The sequence below is a fragment of the Streptomyces sp. NPDC044704 genome (assembly GCF_056433525.1).
The window spans coordinates 319978-338478 of the sequence record NZ_JBWKGY010000003.1; the positions used below are offsets into that span (position 1 = coordinate 319978).

Below are 18501 nucleotides of genomic sequence, written 5' to 3' on the forward strand. Positions count from 1 at the left end.
GGTCAGCCCTCCCGGCCGCGGCGGAGCCGGGCCACGGGGCCGGGGGCGCGGACGGCGAGGGCGCTGCCCGGGGCGGCCTTGGGGTCGTCGGGGACGGCGAGGAGGCCCAGTTCGCCCGCCAGGGTCCACAGGGCCTGTTTGACGGTGGAGCGGTTGTCGAGGTCCTGGACGCGGCCGGCGTCCACGACGCCCTGGAGTTCCTTGAAGGCGGCCGGGACGGGGGTGCGGGCGACGCGGGTCTTGGTGATCTTCTCTATCAGGGCGGGCTGGATCTCGGTGTGCTTGCTCCAGCGGTTGACGACCACGGTGGTGTCCTCGGCCTTGCGCACCTGGAGCCGTTCCCACAGGCGGACCATCCGCTTGGCCGCGCGTACGGAGACGACGTCCGGGGTGGCGACGAGCACCGCCACGTCGGCCATCTCCACGGCGGTGGCGTTCGCGCCGGTCACCTGGGTCCCGCAGTCGACGACGACGAGTTCGTAGCGGGCGCGCAGGGCGCCGATGACGTGCCGGGCGGCCCGGTCGTCGACCTCCTCGCCGCGTTCGCCCTCGGCCGGGGCCAGCAGCAGGGCCAGGCCGGTGCGGTCGTCGTAGACGGCGTCCTGGAGGACGCGCGGGGAGATGTCCTGGATCCCGGCGAGGTCGGCGATGGAGCGCCGGAACTGGACGTCGAGGTACGAGCCCACGTCCCCGGCCTGGAGGTCGAGGTCCACGAGGGCGGTGCGGCGCCCGGAGGCGGCCGCGGCGAGGGCGAACTGGACGGCGGTGAAGGTGGTGCCGACGCCGCCCTTGGCGCCGGTGACGGTGACGAGCCGGCCGCCGGGGCCGGTGGGGGCGTCGGCGCCCCGCCCGAGGTGGCGGCGTACGCCGGCGGACCACTGGGCGGCGGCCTGGACGCGGGCGGCGAGTTCCTCGTAGCCGAGGGGCAGGCCGACGAGGCCCCGCGCGCCGGAGTCCATGGCGGCGGAGAACAGGCCGGGGCCGGCGTCGGAGGAGAGCAGGACCACGCCGACGGCCGGGAAGCGCAGGGCGACCTCGCGGACGAGTTCCAGGGCCGGGGCGGGGCCGATCCGCTCGTGGACGAGGACGACCTCGGGGAGTTCGTCGACGGACTCGGCGGCCATCCGGCCGAGGGTGTCGAGGAGGGAGGTGGAGTCGGGGACGGGAGGGGCCGGCTCGGCGTCCGGGAGCTGGCTGAGCAGGGCCACGATGGCGCGGGCGGCGTCCGCGTCACCGGCGGCGGGCAGGATCCGGGTGGTCATCCGCGCCTCACTTGTCCCCGTCGAGGGTGTACGTGCGGTCGCTCGGGCTGGGCGCCGAGTCGGTGCCGGGGGCGACCAGGGCCAGGCGTACGTGCTCCGCGAAGGATTCGGCGTACGCGACGCGCTGGGTGTCCTTGGTGTTCAGGGCGAAGGTGATCGGGACGGCTTCGGCGGGGCCGTTGCGGTCGCTGTTCTTCTCCAGGGCGGTGAGCTTGCCGACGCCGAGGACGCGGGCGTTGGCGACGATGATGACCGACCGGGACGGGTCGGTGTCCTTGGCGCCCTTGAAGGTGGCGATGATGTTGACCTTGGCGCCGGAGGTGATCTTGCCGGCCACGCCCGTCGCCGCGTCGATCATGATGGCGATCTCCTGCTCCCCGGCCTGGAGCTGCGGCTTGTCGACGAACATGTCCGTCTGGAGCAGCGAGCCCTTCTTCAGGGTGGTGAGCGCGATCTTGTCCTTGAGGGTGCCGAGGTCGGTGACGGCGGTGTCGGACAGCCAGCGTCGGGGGACCGTGACCTCTTCGAACTGGCCCGCGCCGAGGGCGCTGTAGGGGGCGATGTCTCCCTTGACCCGGTAGGCGACGACTTCGGCCCCGACCTTCGAATTGACGTCGCCGATGACCACGAGGACCCCGCCGAACGCCGCCAGGGCGCACAGGACCGACAGCAGGAGCAGGATGACGCCGCGGCGCTGGCGTGAGTTCATGAGCCGTACTACCTCGCCGTTCTTCGTTCGTTCGGGCCGGTCAGGAGCTGGATCTGGAACGGGCGGCCGCCTCGGGCGGCGGGGCGGCCAGGGGGGCGGAGCAGAATCCGCAGCGGTCGCCGATGAGTTCGAATCCGCACCAGCGGCACTCCTCGCGGCGTACGGAGGAGACCAGCTGGTAGAGCACGGCGGGGTCGGGGATGGCCGCGGCGAACTCGACGAGCTTCTGGGTCGCCCACCAGAGGGGCGAGTCGGCCGGCAGGGGGTTCTCCATGACGCCCTGCACCTGCCAGGCCGGGGCGAGTTCGGCGGTGACCCAGTCGGAGGACAGCTGTCCGCGGGCGAAGGTGAGGTGGGTGGCGAAGCCGGGTCCGGGCGGCAGTACGCCGCCGTGGGCGCCGGCCGCTCCCGACGACCCGAGTTTCGCGAGGTGCGCGGACGGGTGGGCCAGTACGGCGAACTGGGCGCTCGGCGACCAGGACCTGGCGTGCGCCTTGAGGCCGACGGGGACCCGGTCGAGCTTCGCGACCGTGCCGAGCAGGGCGCCCGCGTAGATGTAGTGGGAGAGCAGCCGGGCGGCCGAGGCGATGACCCCGGGGCTGAAGTCGCAGACGCTGAGCTGGCGGAGCTGACGGACCAGCACGGCGGTGCCCAGCGGCGGGAGGTCGATGTCGAGGAGCGCGATCCGGTCGGTCTCCAGGATGGCCCGTACGGTGTGCAGGCGGCGCGAGGTGGCCGCCGGCAGCCAGCTCGGTACGACGACCACGAGGTGGCCGTGCCGGTCGAGCAGGGCGGAGGTCTCGGCGAGCGCGCCCTCCAGGTCCGCCTCGCCGGGCGGGCGCAGTACGGCGGCGCCCGGGGTGTGCCGGTCGGGGGCCGGCAGCACCAGATCGGCGCTGGTGACAGCGATGGCGGTCGGCACGCGAATCCCCCCGTTCACCCGGTACGCCGCGCACGTTCCCGCGGCCGTCACGTACGCGCACGTACTGCGCGACCGCAAACTCCCGACGCGCCTTCCCCCTTGCCCCAGCACCATATCCGCGACCTCCCTGGTGGGGCAGGGCCTTGCGGATTCCCGTGCCGGAAGCACATGTCACAGGTGGCGGGAAACCCGGACAACCGGGATTCGGGGCCCGTCCATTTCAAGCCACATTGCAAAGACCCTTGACACGGGGATTGGTCTGGACCAACTTGGCTGCGCCAGCACATGGTTGCCGGGACCCCCCACTCCCCCTCATTCCGCTTACCCCTTCCTCCCCCCACGGAGCCCACGTGAACCGCATACGCTCCCTCGCCCTGCTGGGCGCGGCCACCCTCGCCGCGGGCGGCCTGACGGCCCTCGCCTCCGGCACCGCCCAGGCCGCCGACGTCAACGTCGCGCGCAACGGCGGCTTCGAGTCCGGCCTGGCCAACTGGTCCTGTTCCGGCGGCACCGGCGCCTCCGTCTCCTCCCCGGTCTACGCCGGGTCCGGTGCGCTGCGCGCCGCTCCGGCGGGCCAGGACAACGCCCGGTGCAGCCAGACCGTCACGGTCAAGCCGAATTCGACGTACACGCTGAGCACCCAGGTCCAGGGCGGTTACGTCTACCTCGGCGCGACCGGCACCGGCACGCAGGACGTCTCCACCTGGACCCCCGGCTCGGGTTCGGGCTGGCAGAAGCTCTCCACGACCTTCTCCACCGGTCCGAACACCACCCAGGTCACCGTCTACACGCACGGCTGGTACGGCCAGAGCCCTTACGTGATCGACGAGTTCAGCGTGTTCGGCCCCGACGGGGGCGGTGGCACCGACCCCGGTCCGGGCATCCCCGGCGCCCCCGCGGGGACCGCCGTTTCCGGCCAGAGCGCGAGCGCGCTCACCCTTTCGTGGAACGCGGTCAGCGGCGCCGCCGGCTACCACGTCTACCAGGACGGGGTGCGCGTCAGGACGGTGACGGAGGCCTCCGCCCAGATCACCGGGCTCGCCGCCTCGACCTCGTACTCCTTCCAGGTCAGCGCGTACAACGCGGCCGGCGAGGGCCCGAAGTCCGCGGCCGTGACGGGGACGACGACGGGCGGCGGCCCCGGCCCCGGCCCGAACCCCTCGGTCCCCAAGCACGCGCTGACCGGCTACTGGCAGAACTTCAACAACGGCGCGACCGTCCAGAAGGTCTCCGACGTCTCCGACCAGTACGACATCATCGCCGTCTCCTTCGCCGACGCCACGACCACGCCCGGCGCCATCACCTTCAACCTCGACTCGGCGGGCCTGAACGGCTACACCGTCGCCCAGTTCAAGGCGGACGTCGCCGCGAAGAAGGCGGCCGGCAAGTCGGTCGTCCTCTCCATCGGCGGCGAGAAGGGCACGATCACGGTCAACGACTCCACCTCGGCGAACAACCTGGCCAACTCGGCCTGGGCGCTGATGCAGGAGTACGGCTTCAACGGCATCGACATCGACCTGGAGAACGGCCTCAACCCGACGTACATGACACAGGCGCTGCGCGCCCTGTCGGCGAAGGCCGGCCCCTCGATGGTCCTGACCATGGCGCCGCAGACGATCGACATGCAGTCCACGCAGGGCGGCTACTTCAAGACGGCGCTCAACGTGAAGGACATCCTCACCGTCGTCAACATGCAGTACTACAACAGCGGCTCGATGAACGGCTGCGACGGCAAGGTCTACTCCCAGGGCTCCGTCGACTTCCTGACCGCCCTGGCCTGCATCCAGCTGGAGGGCGGCCTCGACCCGTCCCAGGTGGGCATCGGGGTCCCGGCCTCGCCGAGCGGCGCGGGCAGCGGCTACGTCTCGCCGACGGTCGTGAACAACGCCCTGGACTGCCTGGCCCGGGGGACGAACTGCGGATCCTTCAAGCCGTCGAAGACCTACCCGGGTCTGCGCGGGGCGATGACCTGGTCGACCAACTGGGACGCCAAGGCGGGTAGCGCTTGGTCCAACGCGGTGGGTCCGAAGGTCCACGGGCTCCCGTAGGCGGTACGTGTGGGGGTGGCCGGTTCGGGTCGGCGCAGCCAGCGGGCTCTTGACCAGTACATGCCACGAGAGCACGCTGTGCGCGTCCGCACGGCTACCCCCACACTCCCGACCCAGGAGAACGCATGCGGCTCCACACCCGCCGGAGGGCCGCCGTCACGGCGGCCCTGCTGGCGCTCGCGCTCGGCGCACCCGCCTACGGCATGAGTGCCACGGCAGCCCCGCCGCCCACCCCGTCCACCGCCACCCAGGACGAGGCGATCGTCCAGTACCGGATCCACGGCCCGTCCACCGCCGAAGACCGGACCGCGCTGCTGCGCACCGGCGTGTCGATCGACGAGGTGGACGACCACACCGTGGTCGTCAGCGCCGACACCATGCAGGCCAAGGACCTCCGCAAGCGCGGCTACCAGTTGACCGCCCTGCCCGGGCCCCCGGACCGCTCCGAGCCGGGCATCGCCGCCGGCACCATGGACTTCCCGTCCGCCGACTCGAAGTACCACAACTACGCCGAGGCGACCGCGGAGATCGACCAGCGCATCGCCCAGTACCCCGGGATCATGAGCAAGAAGGTCATCGGGAAGTCCTACCAGGGCCGCGACCTCTTCGCGATCAAGATCAGTGACAACGTCGCCACCGACGAGGCCGAACCCGAGGTGCTCTTCACCGCGCACCAGCACGCCCGCGAGCACCTCACCGTCGAGATGGCGCTGTACCTGCTCAAGGAGTTCGGCTCCAAGTACGGCACCGAGTCCCGGATCACCAACGCCGTCAACGGCCGCGAGATCTGGATCGTCCCGGACCTCAACCCGGACGGCGGCGAGTACGACATCGCCACCGGCTCCTACCGCTCCTGGCGCAAGAACCGGCAGCCGAACTCCGGCTCCTCCTACGTCGGCACGGACCAGAACCGCAACTGGAACTACAAGTGGGGCTGCTGCGGCGGCTCCAGCGGCAGCAAGAGCTCCGAGACCTACCGCGGCGCGGCCGCCGAGTCCGCCCCCGAGGTGAAGGTGGTCTCCGACTTCGTCCGCAGCCGCGTGATCGGCGGCAAGCAGCAGATCAAGGCCTCGATCGACTTCCACACCTACAGCCAGCTGGTCCTGTGGCCCTTCGGCTGGACCTACAACGACACCGCGCCCGGCCTGACCGCCGACGACCTCGCCGCCTTCAAGAAGGTCGGCACCGGCATGGCGGCGAGCAACGGCTACACGCCCGAGCAGTCGAGCGACCTGTACATCACCGACGGCACGATCGACGACTGGCTGTGGGGCAACCAGAAGATCTTCGCCTACACCTTCGAGATGTACCCGTCGAGCGCGGGCGCGGGCGGCTTCTACCCGCCCGACGAGGTGATCGACCGCGAGACCTCCCGCAACAAGGAGGCGGTGCTCCAGCTCCTGGAGAACGCGGACTGCATGTACCGCTCGATCGGCAAGGAAGCCCAGTACTGCACGTGATCCCCGGCTGACCGGCCGGAAGGCCGGCCGGTCGCCGGCCGGGGGCGCCCCACCGCCAGGGGGGCGCCCCCTCGGCGCGCTCAGCCCAGGACGGCGAGGGCGTCGATCTCGACCAGCAGCCCGGCCGGCAGGCCCACGTAGACCGTGGTGCGGGCGGCCGGGGCCTCCTTGAGGCCCTGCTCCTCGAAGTACGCGTTGTAGATCTCGTTCATCTCGGCGAAGTGGCCCGTGTCCGTCAGGTACACGCGGATCATCATCACGTCGTCCCATTCCGCGCCGCCCGCCTCCAGCACGGACCGGACGTTCTCCAGCGTCTGGAGGGTCTGCTCGCGCAGCGTCGGGCCCGCCGGGGTGGGCGCCCGGCCCTCGACGTGCGGCAGGAAACCGACCTGGCCGGCTACCTGGAGGATGTTGCCCTTGCGCACGCCGTGCGAGAACTTCGCGGGCGGCGCGGTGTGGGTACCGGGGGTGACGGCGGTCTTCTCGGTCACGAGGCGTCCTTGCTGGGTTCGGAGCCGGAGTACTCCCGGCTGATGGTGTCGGCGGTACGGCGTACCAGGGGCAGCAGTTCGAGCAGTTCGTCGGGGCCCGCGACCACGCCGGGCGCCGAGACGGACATCGCGGCGACGACCCGCCCGCCCGGGCCGCGCACGGGCGCGCCCACGCAGTTGAGCGCCTCCTCGTGACCGCCCAGGTCGGCGGCCCAGCCCTGCCGGCGCACGAGGGCCAGCTCGGTCAGGAACGCCTCCGCGTCCGCGGTCGAGCGGGCGGTGTAGCGGGGGTATTCGATGCGCGCGGCCAGGCTCCGCCGGTCGGCCTCCGGCAGGTCGGCGAGGATCACCTTCGCGACGGCGGCCACGGTCAGCGGGACGGGCCGGCCGATGCGGGAGTACATCCGCACCGGGTAGCGGCTGTCGACCTTGTCGATGTAGACGACCTCGTCGTCCTGGTGCAGCGCCAGGTGGACCGTGTGCCCGGTGAGCCGGTTCAGCTCGACCAGGTGCGGGTGCGCGACCTCGCGCACGTCCAGGTTCTCCACCGCCTCGGCGGCCAGCGCGAACAGGCCCGCGCCGAGCCGGTAGCGGCCGTCCGGCTGCCGGTACACGAAGCCGTGCGCGTGCAGGGTCCGCAGCAGCCGCAGCGCGGTGCTCTTGTGCACGCCGAGCCCGTCGGCCACGTCCCCGAGCCCGGCGGGGCCCTTCGCGAGGGCCGGCAGGATCTGCAGCGCCCGCTCCACCGACTGGCTCACGCCGTGTCCTCTCCTACCGTCCGTCTGCGGGATGACCGGCTCCGGCGGCGCACCGGGCTCCGCCCGTTGACCCGCCGTCATCCGGGATGTTAGACAGCATGCAGCGGCATACGCAACGACCGTTGCGGTACGCGCAACAGCTCCGGGAGGCACCCGCACATGCCCAGCGACCCCGTCCAGGCCCTCGCCGACGAACCGGTCGACCACCGGTTCAAGGGCCTCCCCCCGGACGCCGAGCACGCCGGCCTGACCGTCGGCGCCCTCGCCGCCGAGGCCCGCGACCTGTACACCGGCGGGTTCACCACGCCCGTGCTCACCCTCGACGCGGACGCGCTGGAACACAACCTCACCGCACTCGGGGCGTACTCGAGCCGCCACCACCTCGCCTTCGCCCCGCACGGCAAGACCTGTATGTCCCCGCAGCTCTTCCGGCGCCAGCTGGAACACGGCGCCTGGGGCATCACCGCCGCCGTCCCCCACCAGGCCCGCGTCTACCGCGCCTTCGGCATCCAGCGGATCTTCCTCGCCAACGAGCTCGTCGACCCCGCCGCCCTGCGCTGGGTCGCCGCCGAACTCGCCGCCGACCCCGCGTTCCGGTTCGTCTGCTACGTCGACTCCGTGCGCGGCGTCCAGCTCATGGACCGGGCCCTGCGCGGCCAGCCGTCCGTCATCGACGTCGTCGTCGAACTCGGCGCCGGCGAAGGCGCCCGCACCGGCGCCCGTACCGACGAGGACTGCCGCGCCGTCGCCGACGCCGTCGCCGACGCCGACGCCCTGCGCCTCGTCGGCATCGCCGGCTACGAGGCCGAGGTGCCCGGCGCCGACCCTTCGAGCGTCCACGCCTACCTGCGCCGCCTCACCTCCCTCGCCGTCGAGTTCGACAAGGCCGGGCGCTACTCCCCCGACGTCGAGGAGATCGTCGTCAGCGCGGGCGGCTCCGCCTGGTTCGACGCCGTCGCCGACGTGTTCGCCGAACTGCCGGAGCTCTCCCGGCCCGTCCTGAAGCTGCTGCGCTCCGGCGCGTACGTCTCCCACGACCACGGCTGGTACACCCGCCTGACCCCCTTCAACCGGATCCCGGAGGAAGGCGGCCTGCGCCCCGCCTTCCGGCTGTGGACCCAGGTCGTCTCCCGCCCCACCCCCACCCAGGCCTTCGTGAACGCCGGCAAGCGCGACGTCGCCTACGACCTCGGCCTGCCCGAGGCCGAGCTGGTCCGCGACGCCCTCACCGGCGAGGAGCGGCCCGCGACCGGGGTACGCGTCGTCAAGCTCTCCGACCAGCACACCTGGCTGGAGACCGACTCGGCCGAAGACGTACAGGTCGGCGACTGGGTGGCGCTCGGCATGTCCCACCCCTGCACCATCTTCGAGAAGTGGCCACTGATCCCGGTCGTGCAGGCCGACGGAACGGTCACCGACTACGTCCGCACCTTCTTCTAGGCGGCGGCCGTGGACCTGGTCATCCGGGGCGCCCGCGTCGCCGACGGCACGGGCGGCCCCTCGTACACCGCGGACGTCGGCGTGCACGAGGGGCGGATCGCCGAGATCGGCCGGATCCCCGGCGGCGGACGGCACACCCTCGACGCCCACGGCCTCGTCCTGGCCCCCGGCTTCGTCGACATGCACGCCCACAGCGACCTCGCGCTGCTCCGCGACCCGGACCACAGCGCGAAGGCCGCCCAGGGCGTGACCCTAGAAGTCCTCGGCCAGGACGGCCTCTCGTACGCGCCCGCCGACGACCGCACCCTGGCCGGGGTACGGGCCGCCATCGCCGGCTGGAACGGCCCCGGCGACGACGTCGACTTCGACTGGCACACCGTCGGCGGCTACCTCGACCGCCTCGACCGGGCCCACGGCGGGCAGGGCTGCGCCGTGAACGCCGCCTACCTCGTCCCCCAGGGCACGGTCCGCGCGTACGCCGTCGGCTGGGACGACCGGCCCGCCACCCCCGCCGAACTCGACCGGATGCGGCAGCTCGTCGCCGACGGCCTCGCCCAGGGCGCCGTCGGCATGTCCTCCGGCCTCACCTACACCCCCGGCATGTACGCCTCCGGCTCCGAACTGACCGAACTGTGCCGGGTCGTGGCCTCGTACGGCGGCTACTACTGCCCCCACCACCGCAGCTACGGCCACGGCGCCCTCGCCGCCTACGCCGAGATGGTCGAACTCACCCGGCGGGCCGGCTGCGCCCTGCACCTCGCGCACGCCACGATGAACTTCGGCGAGAACGAGGGCCGCGCCCCCGAACTCCTGGCCCTGCTGGACGCGGCGCTCGCCGACGGCGCCGACATCACCCTCGACACGTACCCGTACACCCCGGGCTGCACCACCCTCGTCGCGCTCCTGCCCAGCTGGGCGGGCGAGGGCGGCCCGCAGGCCGTCCTCACCCGGCTGCGCGACGACGCCGAGGCCGGACGGATCCGCCACGCAATGGAGGTGGAGGGATCGGACGGCTGCCACGGCGTCCCCGTCGACTGGTCCACGATCGAGATCTCGGGCGTCACCGACCCGGCCCTCGCCGGACACGTCGGCACCCGCCTCGACGGCTGGGACACCGCCCGCGCACTGCTCCTGCGGGACCGGCTCGCGCCGACCGTCCTCCAGCATGTCGGCCACGAGGACAACGTCCGGGCGATCATGCGCCACCGCGTCCACACCGGCGGCTCCGACGGCATCCTCCAGGGGGCCAAGCCCCACCCCCGCGCCTACGGCACCTTCCCGCACTACCTCGGCCGGTACGTCCGCGAACTGGGCGTGCTCGGCCTGGAGGAGTGCGTCGCCCACCTCTCCGGCCGCCCCGCGGCCCGGCTGCGGCTGCCCGACCGGGGCCTGGTGCGCGTGGGGTACCGCGCCGACCTGGTGCTCTTCGACCCGGACACGGTCGCGGCCGGCTCCACATTCGAGCAGCCGCGGGCGCTGCCCACCGGCATCCCGCACGTCCTGGTCGACGGACGCTTCGTCATGCGGGACGGCCGCAGGACCCAGGTCCTGGCCGGGCGTTCCGTACGCCGTACGGCCGTTCGCGGCTGACACCTACGATGGGCGCCATGGTCGCCTTCGCCCCCGCCGCCCTGCTCTTCCTCGTCCTGTGCATAAGCGCCCGGAGGGACCGCCGCCGTTTCCGCAACGCCGTACTGCTCGGACTGACCGGCATCGCCTTCTCCTTCGCCCTGCTCCTCAAGGTCGCGACGCTGCCGGGCTGGCTGGCCCCCGTCGCCCTGCTGCTGGTCTTCGCGGTGCCCACCCTCGGCCTCGTGGCCGCCGGGGTCTTCCTCGTCGCCAACGGCGTGACGATGGTCCGCAGGGAGGGCACCCGGCTGCCGAACCTCCTGTCGCTGCTCGCCGGCCTCGGGATCTTCGCGATGATCGCGCTGCTCGTCGTCGTGGGGCGTTCCGGATCCGCGGTGCTCGCCGGGGCGGTGGGGACCCTGGCGCTGGTCGTCGGGTACGTCACCTTCGTCTTCCTGTCCTTCCTCGGCTACGCCTTCCTCTACGGCCGGATCAAGGTGCGCGGCGACGTCGACCACGTGGTGATGCTGGGTTCGGGCCTGATCGGCGGGGACCGGGTGCCGCCGCTGCTGGCCTCGCGCCTGCGCAAGGGGCAGCAGATCCACGAGGCCCAGGTGGCGCGCGGCGGACGGCCGCCGGTGCTGCTCGTCTCCGGCGGCAAGGGCTCCGACGAGAAGGTCTCCGAGGCGCGCGCGATGGCGGACTGGCTGATCGCGGAGGGCGTCGCGCCCGAGCACGTCCGGCTGGAGGACCGCTCGCGGACGACCGAGGAGAACATGCTGTTCAGCCGGGAGATCATGGAGGCGGACGACCCCAGGTACCGGTGCGTGGTCGTCACCAACAACTTCCACGCCTTCCGCGCCGCGATGATGGCCCGCAAGGCCGGGGTCAACGGGCAGGTGCTGGGGTCGCCGACGGCCCGCTACTTCCTGCCGACCGCCACGCTGCGCGAGTTCGTCGCCGTGTTCTGGGAGCACCGGGCCGTGAACCTGGGGATCTGCGGGGCGCTGGTCGCCGTCGGCGCCGCGGCCACCGTGACGGCGGCCCTGACCGTCTGACGGCACGGGGGCGGGCGTGCGGAGGTGCCGTGACTCCCCCCTCGGCAGTCACGGCACCTCCTGTTCACGCGGGTCGCGCGGGGGCGGCTACAGCCGCTGCCAGAGCGCCGGGACCGCGGGCGGCTCCCAGCCCGTCTGGGCCTGGTGGCCCTGGAGGCAGCGGTAGCTCGCGCCGCCGTAGGTGACGGTGGCGCCGGTCGCGTACACGGCGCCGGCCTTCCAGGTACCGCCCGGCTCGGGCTCGCCGGGGCCGGGGCCGGGGCCCGGGTCGCTGCCGCTGACCTTGAGGGTGAGGCCGTACGCCGACAGGATCGGGTTCAGCGGCTGGAAGAAGGTGGTCCCGCCGCTGGAGCAGTTCCCGGAGCCGCCCGAGGTCACGCCCTGGGCCTGGCTGCCGGAGATGTAGGAGCCGCCCGAGTCGCCGGGCTCGGCGCAGACCGTCGTCCGGGTCACGCCCGAGATCGTGCCCTCCGGGTAGGTGACGCTGGTGTTGTGCTGCTGGACGGTCCCGCAGTGCCAGCCGGTGGTCGAGCCGGAGCGGCAGACGGAGGAGCCGACGGGCTGCAACACCGAGCCGGTGACCTGGACGTTCGCCCCGCCACTGCCCTTGACGAACGGGGTCGCCGTCCAGCTGCTGTTCGCGGCGACCCAGGCCATGTCATTGCCGGGGAACACGGACGCCTGGAACGAGCCCTGCGCGACCTGGTTGAAGCCGCTCGTCGTGGTCCCGGCCCGGCCGCAGTGGCCGGCCGTCGCGAAGCCCTGGGTGGTGCCCTTGGTGACCGGGAAACCGACGGAGCAGCGGCCGCTGCCGTTCATGTAGTACGCGTCCCCGCCCCGCAGGTCGTACAGCGGGCGCGGAGCCTCGGCGATAGCGACGACCCTGACCGGCGCCGCGGCGGTACCGGTGGCCGCGAGCAGCCGCGCGGCCGCGCCCGGCCGGGTCTCCTCGACGACGACGGTGTTGGTGCGGGTGTCGACGTAGCGCACCGGGGTCTCGGCGGTGGCGGCCCGGTCCAGCGCGGCCTTCGCGGCGTCCAGGTCGGCCAGCGAGCGGCCCACGAGCTTCGCCTCGGCGCCGGCGGCGCGTATCGCGGCGGTGTCGGCGGCGCGGGTGGTGGCGACGGTCAGGGTGCCCGCGTCGGCCCCGTCGAGCCAGGCTCCGGCGAAGGCGGAGCCGAGCCGGGCCCGGAGCCGGGCGGCGGTGGCCCCGGCTTCGGCCTCGTGGGCGAGCCGCGTCCGGGCCTGCGTGGGGGTCAGGCCGAGATCGCGCTGCATGGCGGCGAGCAGTTCGGGCTGGGCGTCGGCGGTGCGCAGGGTTTCCGCGGCCGAGGCGGCGGCGGGGGGCTGCGGCGCGTCCGCGGCGGTGGCTCCGCCGGTGCCGGCCAGCAGCAGCCCGGCGGCGGCCAGGGCGGTACACGCCGCGCGGGCGTGTCGCTTGAGCATGGGGGATCTCCTCGGTTCGGTGGGGGTGTTCGACACCGTAGGAATCCGAACCGGCGTACGGGAGCCGTCGGTTGGCCCCTCCCCCGGTGGTATGGCCGGGCCGGGCGTCCGGCCGAGGTGCGTTCTTGGGCCGGCCGCCGGAGGATGGGGGCCAAGGGGGCAGTGGAAGGGGTACGCGATGGACAGTGAATCGGACCAGCAGCCCACCCGGTCGGACAAGCTCTTCACCGGCGGTGAGCGGCCTTACGACCCTGAGGACCTTGTGATGGCGACCGGCCACGACCCGACTCCGGAGCGGGTCGAGAAGGCGCGCCAGATGATCGAGAAGGAGGGTCCGCAGGTCATCGAGCGCTACCTGCCCTAGGTCGCCTCTTTCGGCCTAAGCCGGAGCACCGGTCGGGCGGCCGATGACGCTGCTGTGGTCCACGGCCCGGGGCGGACACCCCGGGCCGTGGCCTGTTCGTCACCCTCTGCGATGCTGTGTGGCACGTTCCAGCCCCAGAAGGGACCCGACCCGCATGCCTCAGGTGAAGCTGACCACCAGCCTCGGCGCCATCGTCATCGACCTCTACGAGCAGCAGGCCCCGGCCTCGGTCGCGAACTTCCTCGCCTACGTGGAGAGCGGCCACTACGACGGCACGGTCTTCCACCGGGTGATCCCCGGCTTCATGAACCAGGGCGGCGGCTTCACCGCGGACATGCGGCAGAAGCCGACCCGCGAGCCCGTCCGCAACGAGGCCGACAACGGCCTGAAGAACACCCGGTACTCGGTCGCGATGGCCCGTACGAGCGTTCCGCACTCGGCGACCTCGCAGTTCTTCGTCAACACCGCCGACAATCCGGCGCTGGACCACACCTCCGCCACCCCGGGCGGCTACGGCTACGCCGTCTTCGGCGTGGTCACGGAGGGCCAGGACGTGGTCGACTCGATCGCCGGGGTGCGCACCGGCCGCGCCGGCGGGCACGGGGACGTCCCGCTGGTCCCGGTCGTGATCGAGAAGGCCGCGCTGCTGGGCTGAGCCGTGACGGCGGCGCCCGCGGCGGGGGCCCTGACCGGGGCGCCCGCGGCGGGGGCCCTGACCGGGGGCGCTGCCGCTGCCGCCGCCGACCGGGCCAGGGCGTCCGCGTGCGCCGCCCGGGCCTGCTCCAGGACGGCCGGGGCCCGGACCGCCGCGGGCGCGGCCGGATGCCAGCCCAGCAGGTGCCGCCACACGAGCGGGCTCCCGGCGAGCGGCCTGGTCAGCACCCCGGGGGTCACCGGGAACGTCGCCCGGCACAGGCCGACGGCCCGCCCGACCTGGACGAGGTGCACGCACGAAGCGGTGTCCGTCTCGTACACGCAGGCGGGCGCGAACCCGGCGCGCACGCACGCCGCCGCGAAGCAGTCCCCGAAGCAGCCGTCGCCCGGTACGTCGGTCCAGGCCTCGGCGGCCAGTTCCGCCAGCTCGATCTCGGCCCGGTGGGCGAGGGGGTGGTCCTCGGCCAGCATCACGTGCACCGGATCCCGGGCCACCTCCATCCAGGCGAGCCGCCCCGGCTCGGGCGGCGGGCTCTCCCCGCACACCCCCACCAGCGCGAAGTCCAGCCGCCCGGCGGCGACGCCGCCCGCGACCTCGCGCTCCGACCAGGAGGTGTACGTGGTCACGGAGACCCCGGGCTCCTGCCGGGCGATCCGGTCGACGAGCCCGCCGAGCAGCGGCCCGTGCGTCCCCCCGAGCCGGTAGCCGGCCGCCCCCTGCCGGGCGAAGCGCACCGCTTCCTCCTGGAGCTCGCACACCGCGGGCAGCACCACCCGGGCCCGCTCCAGCACCAGCTCGCCGAGCGCGGTGGCCCGTACGCCGTCGCGCCCGCGCACGAAGAGCGCGCCGCCCAGCGCCCGCTCGATCCGCTTGAGCTGGGCGCTCAGCGCGGGCTGCGCGAGTCCGAGCACGGTGGCGGCGCGGGTCAGGCTCCCGGCGTCGGCGACGGCCCGGACGATCTTGAGGTGTCTCAGCTCCAGATCCATGCTCCGAGCTTGGTCCAGACCTGTGCGCATGCGCTACGGGTCTGCCGCATCCAGAATCGAGGGAGGCTCGTTAGCCGTCCGGGGGCCGCCCTACGGAGGTCAGGAAAAATGCACAGCGTCACCGTCGCCGTCGACTGGGACCACCCCACCGACCCGCGCCCCGGCCCGCGCCTCGACCACGTCCGCACCTACGTGACCAGCGGCGGCGCCGACGGCCAGTTGTGGCACGGGGTCCCGACCCTCCTGCTGACCACCCTCGACCGCGCCACCGGGCGGACGGTGCGCACCCCGCTGATCTACGGGACGGACGCGGGCCGCCACCTCCTCGTGGCCGCCGCCTCGGGCGGACCGCGCCATCCCGCCTGGTACCTGAACCTCACCGCCCACCCGGAGGTCCGCCTCCAGGTGGGCCCGGCCGTCTTCCCCGGCCGGGCGCGCACGGCGGACCGGGCGGAACGGGAGACGTACTGGGAGGCGATGACGGCCCTGTGGCCGCTCTTCGACGACCACCAGGCGACGGCGTGGCCGCGCGAGTTGCCGCTGGTGATCGTCGAGCGCGACGGGGGCGCCGGGGGCGTCGGCTAGGGCTGCCGAGCGCGGCGGCCAGGGCTGCCGAGGGCGTCGGCTAGGACGCCTGCGCGGTGCTCGGGTCCTCGAAGCGCACGGAGCGCACGAGGAGGTCGTCGCGGGTGGGGTTGCCGTTCGCCCGCAGCCGCCACTCGGCACCCGTGCAGCTCGCGCCGCGGTAGACGACCACGGGGGTGTCGGTCCGGTTGTGCGGGGCGTAGCCCGGGAGCAGCTTGTCGTCGCCGACGGCACGGAGGTTGATGCACTTGCCGCTGTGCGGGTCGGTCAGGACGATGACCTCCTCGTGTCCGAGGTCGGTGACGTACTTGTACGAGAACTCGCCCGTGGCCGCGACGGCCGAGCCGGGCAGCGCGAGGACCAGGGTGAGGGCGCCGAGGGCGGCGGCGACGGTGCTGCGGAGCTTCATGACGGGGTGGGTCCCTTCCGAAGATGATCAAGAGGTGTTGCGGGCCCGACCCTAGGAGCGCCCGCCGAGGAGAATCGATCCGCCACGACCACCGGGCACGGCGCGCCGCGCACCATCACCCGTTCGGGCAGGACCCCGGCCGCGCGTCACCTCATGCCGCCCCGGCCGGGCACGCGAACGGCGCCGGACCGGACGGCGCCCTACACCCCGGTCGCGGCGGCCACCGCGCTGTAGGTGCGGCCCTCCGCGACGTAGTCGCCCAGCGGGGTCATGCCGAACCCGTCGACGTGCACCTTCCAGGACGGGACGTTGCCCGCCTCGATGAACGCCACCACCGCCTCGGCACGCTCCGCCGCCGCCGCGACGGCCATCGTGAACAGCCCCCGGGCCACCCCGCGCCCGCGGTGGGCGGCATCGACGACGACCGGCCCGTAGAGCAGCCACCGCACCTCGCGCAGCGGACGGCCCTCCCACAGGAGCACGTCCTGGGCCCGGAGCAGCCCCAGGACCGCAGCCGGCGGGTCGGGCAGGTCCCCGGCCACCGAGAGGGCCAGCAGCCCCACGACCGCCGCGTCCCCGTCGCCGTCGTCCGCCACGAGGAGCTCCCCGCCCCGGGCCATGGCCCGCAGGGCCCCGACGCCGAAGGCCCCCTGCACAAAGCCCTGACGGGAGCGCTGCTCCGGCGTCAGGGCGTCGTGGTGGTTGGCCGCGAAGAGCGCGGCCATGGCGGGCGCGTCGGCCTCGGTGGCGTATCGGTAGCGCATGGGCCGATGCTCCCACCGCCGCCGGGGCTAGTCGGCGACGACACCCGTGTTCTGGCAGGCGGTGAGCAGCCAGCGGCCGTCGTCCTGCTTGGAGATCACGTACAGCGGGGCGCCCTTGCTCTCGCCCTCCGGCGACCGGTAGACCTGCCTGACCTTGACGGCCGCGACGTCGGGACGGATGAAGAGCACGTGGGCGACCTCGTAGGTGACCTCACCGTCCCAGCTCGCGTCGGGGAGGACCTTGCGGGTGAACTCCGCGATGGCGTCGAACCCGATGAGGACCTTGCCGTGGGCGGTCGTCCAGATCGCCTCCGGGTGGAAGAGGGCGAGGAACTCCTCGGGGTCCTTGTTCCGCTGGGAACGCTCGACGGTGGCGACGAGCCGGTGGATCGCTTCCATGTCCGCCGCGTGCGACGTGGTCTGGGGGTGGGGCTGGGACTGGGACTGGGGCTGGGATTCCGTCGTCATGCCGAAATACTCATACCTCAACCCGAGTTGAGGTCAAGCCTCAGTGGGGCGGGGGTGGGGCGGGGGGTGTCGGGCGGTCGGGGTCGGGGGTGGGCGGTACCCACTCGATGGGGTCGGGTGTGTGTCGGGGGCTGCCCGTCAGTCCACTGTCCTTCCGTTTCGGTCCGGTCCCTCAAGGGCGCTCACTTCGTTCGCGTCGCTTCGCGATGGCCTTCGGCCACCCTTGACCGACCGGCCCGAAACGAAATGCCAAAGACTGCCGGGAAGCCCCCGAAGGAGGGCAGGGGGGACCGACTGCCCAAAGGTTCCGCCAGCGAAGAGCCGAGGGGCCGGGGGCCGCCCGACCGGGCACACGGCCCCCTCGCGGCCCCTTCCGGGACCAGACCGCCGCCTACCCACCCGAAATGACGACCAGAACGTCCTGGGATGCAGTCAGACGCGCGTCAGATCGCTACGCGCTCCTCTCGGCTCAGCGGCAGCGGCCCGTCTGGGGCTGGACATAGGCCGCAGGAGGCATCTGGGCCCGGTGTCGTCTCAGCGGCCGACGACCGGCCGTGGTCACTTTCACGGGCAGTCTGGGGTCTTTTCTGCCGGGGGTTGGCGTCGCAGGAGTGCAGGCGGGCGGAAGCCGCACGTCAAGGGCCATGGGTGGGGCGTGTGGGCGGCCTATGTCCAGCCCCAGACGGTCGCCGGACGCTAAGCCGAGAGGAGCGCGTAGCGATCAGATGCGCCTGACGGCGCCCCAGGCTGATGTGGTCGTCATTTCGGGTGGGTAAGGAGTGGTTGTGGTCCCGGAAGGGGGCGCGAGGGGGCCGTGTGCCCGGTCGGGCGGCCCCCGGCCCGTCGTCTCATCGCTGACGGAACCCTTGAGGCTTGAGCTCCCCCCTGCCCTCCTTCGGGGGCTTCCCGGCAGTCTTTGGCATTTCGTTTCGGGCCGGTCGGTCAAGGGTGGCCGAAGGCCATCGCGAAGCGACGCGACCGCAGGGAGCGCCCTTGAGGGACCGGACCGAAACGGAAGGACAGTGGACTGACGGGCAGCCCCCGACACACACCCGACCCCATCAAGGGAGCACCGCCCACCCCCGACCCCTCCCAGCACCCCCAGCG

The 18501-nt window shown here is 73.0% G+C and carries 17 protein-coding genes and 1 pseudogene; 8 read left to right on the forward strand and 10 right to left on the reverse strand.

Features of this window, described 5'->3' with window-relative positions:
• Window positions 1–2: 2 nt before the first annotated feature.
• From AC07B0_RS08970 to AC07B0_RS08980, 3 genes are read right to left on the reverse strand one after another with little or no spacing between them, the layout of a single operon-like run.
• Window positions 3–1262 (reverse strand): AAA family ATPase, encoded by a 1260-nt coding sequence (locus tag AC07B0_RS08970; RefSeq protein ID WP_467290101.1) that lies wholly within the window; start codon window positions 1260–1262, stop codon window positions 3–5.
• A gap of 7 nt (window positions 1263–1269) precedes the next feature.
• Complete coding sequence (cpaB, locus tag AC07B0_RS08975) at window positions 1270–1971, reverse strand: Flp pilus assembly protein CpaB (RefSeq protein ID WP_478863390.1); 702 nt, start codon at window positions 1969–1971, stop codon at window positions 1270–1272.
• Between the two features lie 40 nt (window positions 1972–2011).
• A complete protein-coding gene (locus AC07B0_RS08980) occupies window positions 2012–2893 on the reverse strand; it encodes a hypothetical protein (protein ID WP_467290099.1) in 882 nt (293 codons plus the stop codon).
• Window positions 2894–3243: 350 nt separating this feature from the next.
• On the opposite strand from AC07B0_RS08980, the gene AC07B0_RS08985 reads away from it, so the two are divergent.
• Complete coding sequence (locus tag AC07B0_RS08985) at window positions 3244–4941, forward strand: chitinase (RefSeq protein WP_469376574.1); 1698 nt, start codon at window positions 3244–3246, stop codon at window positions 4939–4941.
• A 125-nt stretch (window positions 4942–5066) separates the two neighbouring features.
• The gene (locus AC07B0_RS08990; protein WP_356872665.1) at window positions 5067–6401 is read left to right on the forward strand and encodes a M14 family metallopeptidase; all 1335 of its coding nucleotides are present in this window, start codon (window positions 5067–5069) and stop codon (window positions 6399–6401) included.
• A gap of 80 nt (window positions 6402–6481) precedes the next feature.
• Here AC07B0_RS08990 and AC07B0_RS08995 read toward each other — a convergent pair whose 3' ends face one another.
• Window positions 6482–6892: a RidA family protein gene (locus AC07B0_RS08995; protein ID WP_356872667.1), complete on the reverse strand. Its 411-nt coding sequence runs from the start codon at window positions 6890–6892 to the stop codon at window positions 6482–6484.
• Complete coding sequence (locus AC07B0_RS09000) at window positions 6889–7650, reverse strand: IclR family transcriptional regulator (RefSeq protein ID WP_469376571.1); 762 nt, start codon at window positions 7648–7650, stop codon at window positions 6889–6891. Before AC07B0_RS09000 ends, AC07B0_RS08995 begins: the two co-directional genes overlap by 4 nt.
• 159 nt (window positions 7651–7809) lie before the next feature.
• On the opposite strand from AC07B0_RS09000, the gene AC07B0_RS09005 reads away from it, so the two are divergent.
• The 3 genes from AC07B0_RS09005 to AC07B0_RS09015 are packed head-to-tail and all read left to right on the forward strand — an operon-like array spanning window position 7810 to window position 11717.
• On the forward strand, window positions 7810–9090 hold the full coding sequence (locus AC07B0_RS09005; RefSeq protein ID WP_478897406.1) for an amino acid deaminase: 1281 nt from the start codon (window positions 7810–7812) through the stop codon (window positions 9088–9090).
• Window positions 9091–9099: 9 nt separating this feature from the next.
• Window positions 9100–10680, forward strand: a complete 1581-nt coding sequence (locus AC07B0_RS09010; protein WP_478897407.1) for an N-acyl-D-amino-acid deacylase family protein — start codon at window positions 9100–9102, stop codon at window positions 10678–10680.
• A 17-nt stretch (window positions 10681–10697) separates the two neighbouring features.
• On the forward strand, window positions 10698–11717 hold the full coding sequence (locus tag AC07B0_RS09015; RefSeq protein ID WP_478897409.1) for a YdcF family protein: 1020 nt from the start codon (window positions 10698–10700) through the stop codon (window positions 11715–11717).
• An 87-nt stretch (window positions 11718–11804) separates the two neighbouring features.
• Here AC07B0_RS09015 and AC07B0_RS09020 read toward each other — a convergent pair whose 3' ends face one another.
• Window positions 11805–13163, reverse strand: coding sequence for a carbohydrate-binding protein (locus tag AC07B0_RS09020; protein ID WP_478897411.1), 1359 nt, complete (start codon window positions 13161–13163; stop codon window positions 11805–11807).
• Window positions 13164–13341: 178 nt separating this feature from the next.
• Here AC07B0_RS09020 and AC07B0_RS09025 point away from each other — a divergent pair, with 178 nt between their 5' ends.
• Both AC07B0_RS09025 and AC07B0_RS09030 read left to right on the forward strand, forming a co-directional pair.
• Window positions 13342–13527 (forward strand): hypothetical protein, encoded by a 186-nt coding sequence (locus AC07B0_RS09025; protein ID WP_356872679.1) that lies wholly within the window; start codon window positions 13342–13344, stop codon window positions 13525–13527.
• A 154-nt stretch (window positions 13528–13681) separates the two neighbouring features.
• A pseudogene (locus AC07B0_RS09030) lies at window positions 13682–14107 on the forward strand (peptidylprolyl isomerase); the annotation flags it as partial.
• Here the strand turns inward: AC07B0_RS09030 and AC07B0_RS09035 are convergent.
• Entirely contained in the window at window positions 14044–15168 is a 1125-nt protein-coding gene (locus tag AC07B0_RS09035) for a LysR family transcriptional regulator (RefSeq protein ID WP_478897413.1), read from the reverse strand. The pseudogene AC07B0_RS09030 and the gene AC07B0_RS09035 sit on opposite strands and share 64 nt — an antisense overlap.
• Window positions 15169–15276: 108 nt before the next feature.
• On the opposite strand from AC07B0_RS09035, the gene AC07B0_RS09040 reads away from it, so the two are divergent.
• Window positions 15277–15753 (forward strand): nitroreductase/quinone reductase family protein, encoded by a 477-nt coding sequence (locus AC07B0_RS09040; RefSeq protein ID WP_478897415.1) that lies wholly within the window; start codon window positions 15277–15279, stop codon window positions 15751–15753.
• A gap of 40 nt (window positions 15754–15793) precedes the next feature.
• On the opposite strand, the gene AC07B0_RS09045 is transcribed toward AC07B0_RS09040, so the two are convergent.
• From AC07B0_RS09045 to AC07B0_RS09055, 3 genes are all read right to left on the reverse strand, one after another.
• Window positions 15794–16162 (reverse strand): hypothetical protein, encoded by a 369-nt coding sequence (locus AC07B0_RS09045; protein ID WP_478897416.1) that lies wholly within the window; start codon window positions 16160–16162, stop codon window positions 15794–15796.
• Between the two features lie 200 nt (window positions 16163–16362).
• On the reverse strand, window positions 16363–16926 hold the full coding sequence (locus tag AC07B0_RS09050) for a GNAT family N-acetyltransferase (RefSeq protein ID WP_478897418.1): 564 nt from the start codon (window positions 16924–16926) through the stop codon (window positions 16363–16365).
• A 27-nt stretch (window positions 16927–16953) separates the two neighbouring features.
• Complete coding sequence (locus AC07B0_RS09055) at window positions 16954–17394, reverse strand: SgcJ/EcaC family oxidoreductase (protein ID WP_478897420.1); 441 nt, start codon at window positions 17392–17394, stop codon at window positions 16954–16956.
• Between the last annotated feature and the right edge of the window lie 1107 nt (window positions 17395–18501).

Excerpts from the sequence above, each read along its gene's own strand:
- AC07B0_RS08970 (WP_467290101.1), bottom strand. The coding sequence starts at position 1,262 with ATGACCACCCGGATCCTGCCCGCCGCCGGTGACGCGGACGCCGCCCGC.
- cpaB (WP_478863390.1), bottom strand. The coding sequence starts at position 1,971 with ATGAACTCACGCCAGCGCCGCGGCGTCATCCTGCTCCTGCTGTCGGTC.
- AC07B0_RS08990 (WP_356872665.1), top strand. The coding sequence starts at position 5,067 with ATGCGGCTCCACACCCGCCGGAGGGCCGCCGTCACGGCGGCCCTGCTG.
- AC07B0_RS09005 (WP_478897406.1), top strand. The coding sequence starts at position 7,810 with ATGCCCAGCGACCCCGTCCAGGCCCTCGCCGACGAACCGGTCGACCAC.
- AC07B0_RS09015 (WP_478897409.1), top strand. The coding sequence starts at position 10,698 with ATGGTCGCCTTCGCCCCCGCCGCCCTGCTCTTCCTCGTCCTGTGCATA.
- AC07B0_RS09020 (WP_478897411.1), bottom strand. The coding sequence starts at position 13,163 with ATGCTCAAGCGACACGCCCGCGCGGCGTGTACCGCCCTGGCCGCCGCC.
- AC07B0_RS09025 (WP_356872679.1), top strand. The coding sequence starts at position 13,342 with ATGGACAGTGAATCGGACCAGCAGCCCACCCGGTCGGACAAGCTCTTC.
- AC07B0_RS09035 (WP_478897413.1), bottom strand. The coding sequence starts at position 15,168 with ATGGATCTGGAGCTGAGACACCTCAAGATCGTCCGGGCCGTCGCCGAC.
- AC07B0_RS09040 (WP_478897415.1), top strand. The coding sequence starts at position 15,277 with ATGCACAGCGTCACCGTCGCCGTCGACTGGGACCACCCCACCGACCCG.
- AC07B0_RS09045 (WP_478897416.1), bottom strand. The coding sequence starts at position 16,162 with ATGAAGCTCCGCAGCACCGTCGCCGCCGCCCTCGGCGCCCTCACCCTG.
- AC07B0_RS09050 (WP_478897418.1), bottom strand. The coding sequence starts at position 16,926 with ATGCGCTACCGATACGCCACCGAGGCCGACGCGCCCGCCATGGCCGCG.
- AC07B0_RS09055 (WP_478897420.1), bottom strand. The coding sequence starts at position 17,394 with ATGACGACGGAATCCCAGCCCCAGTCCCAGTCCCAGCCCCACCCCCAG.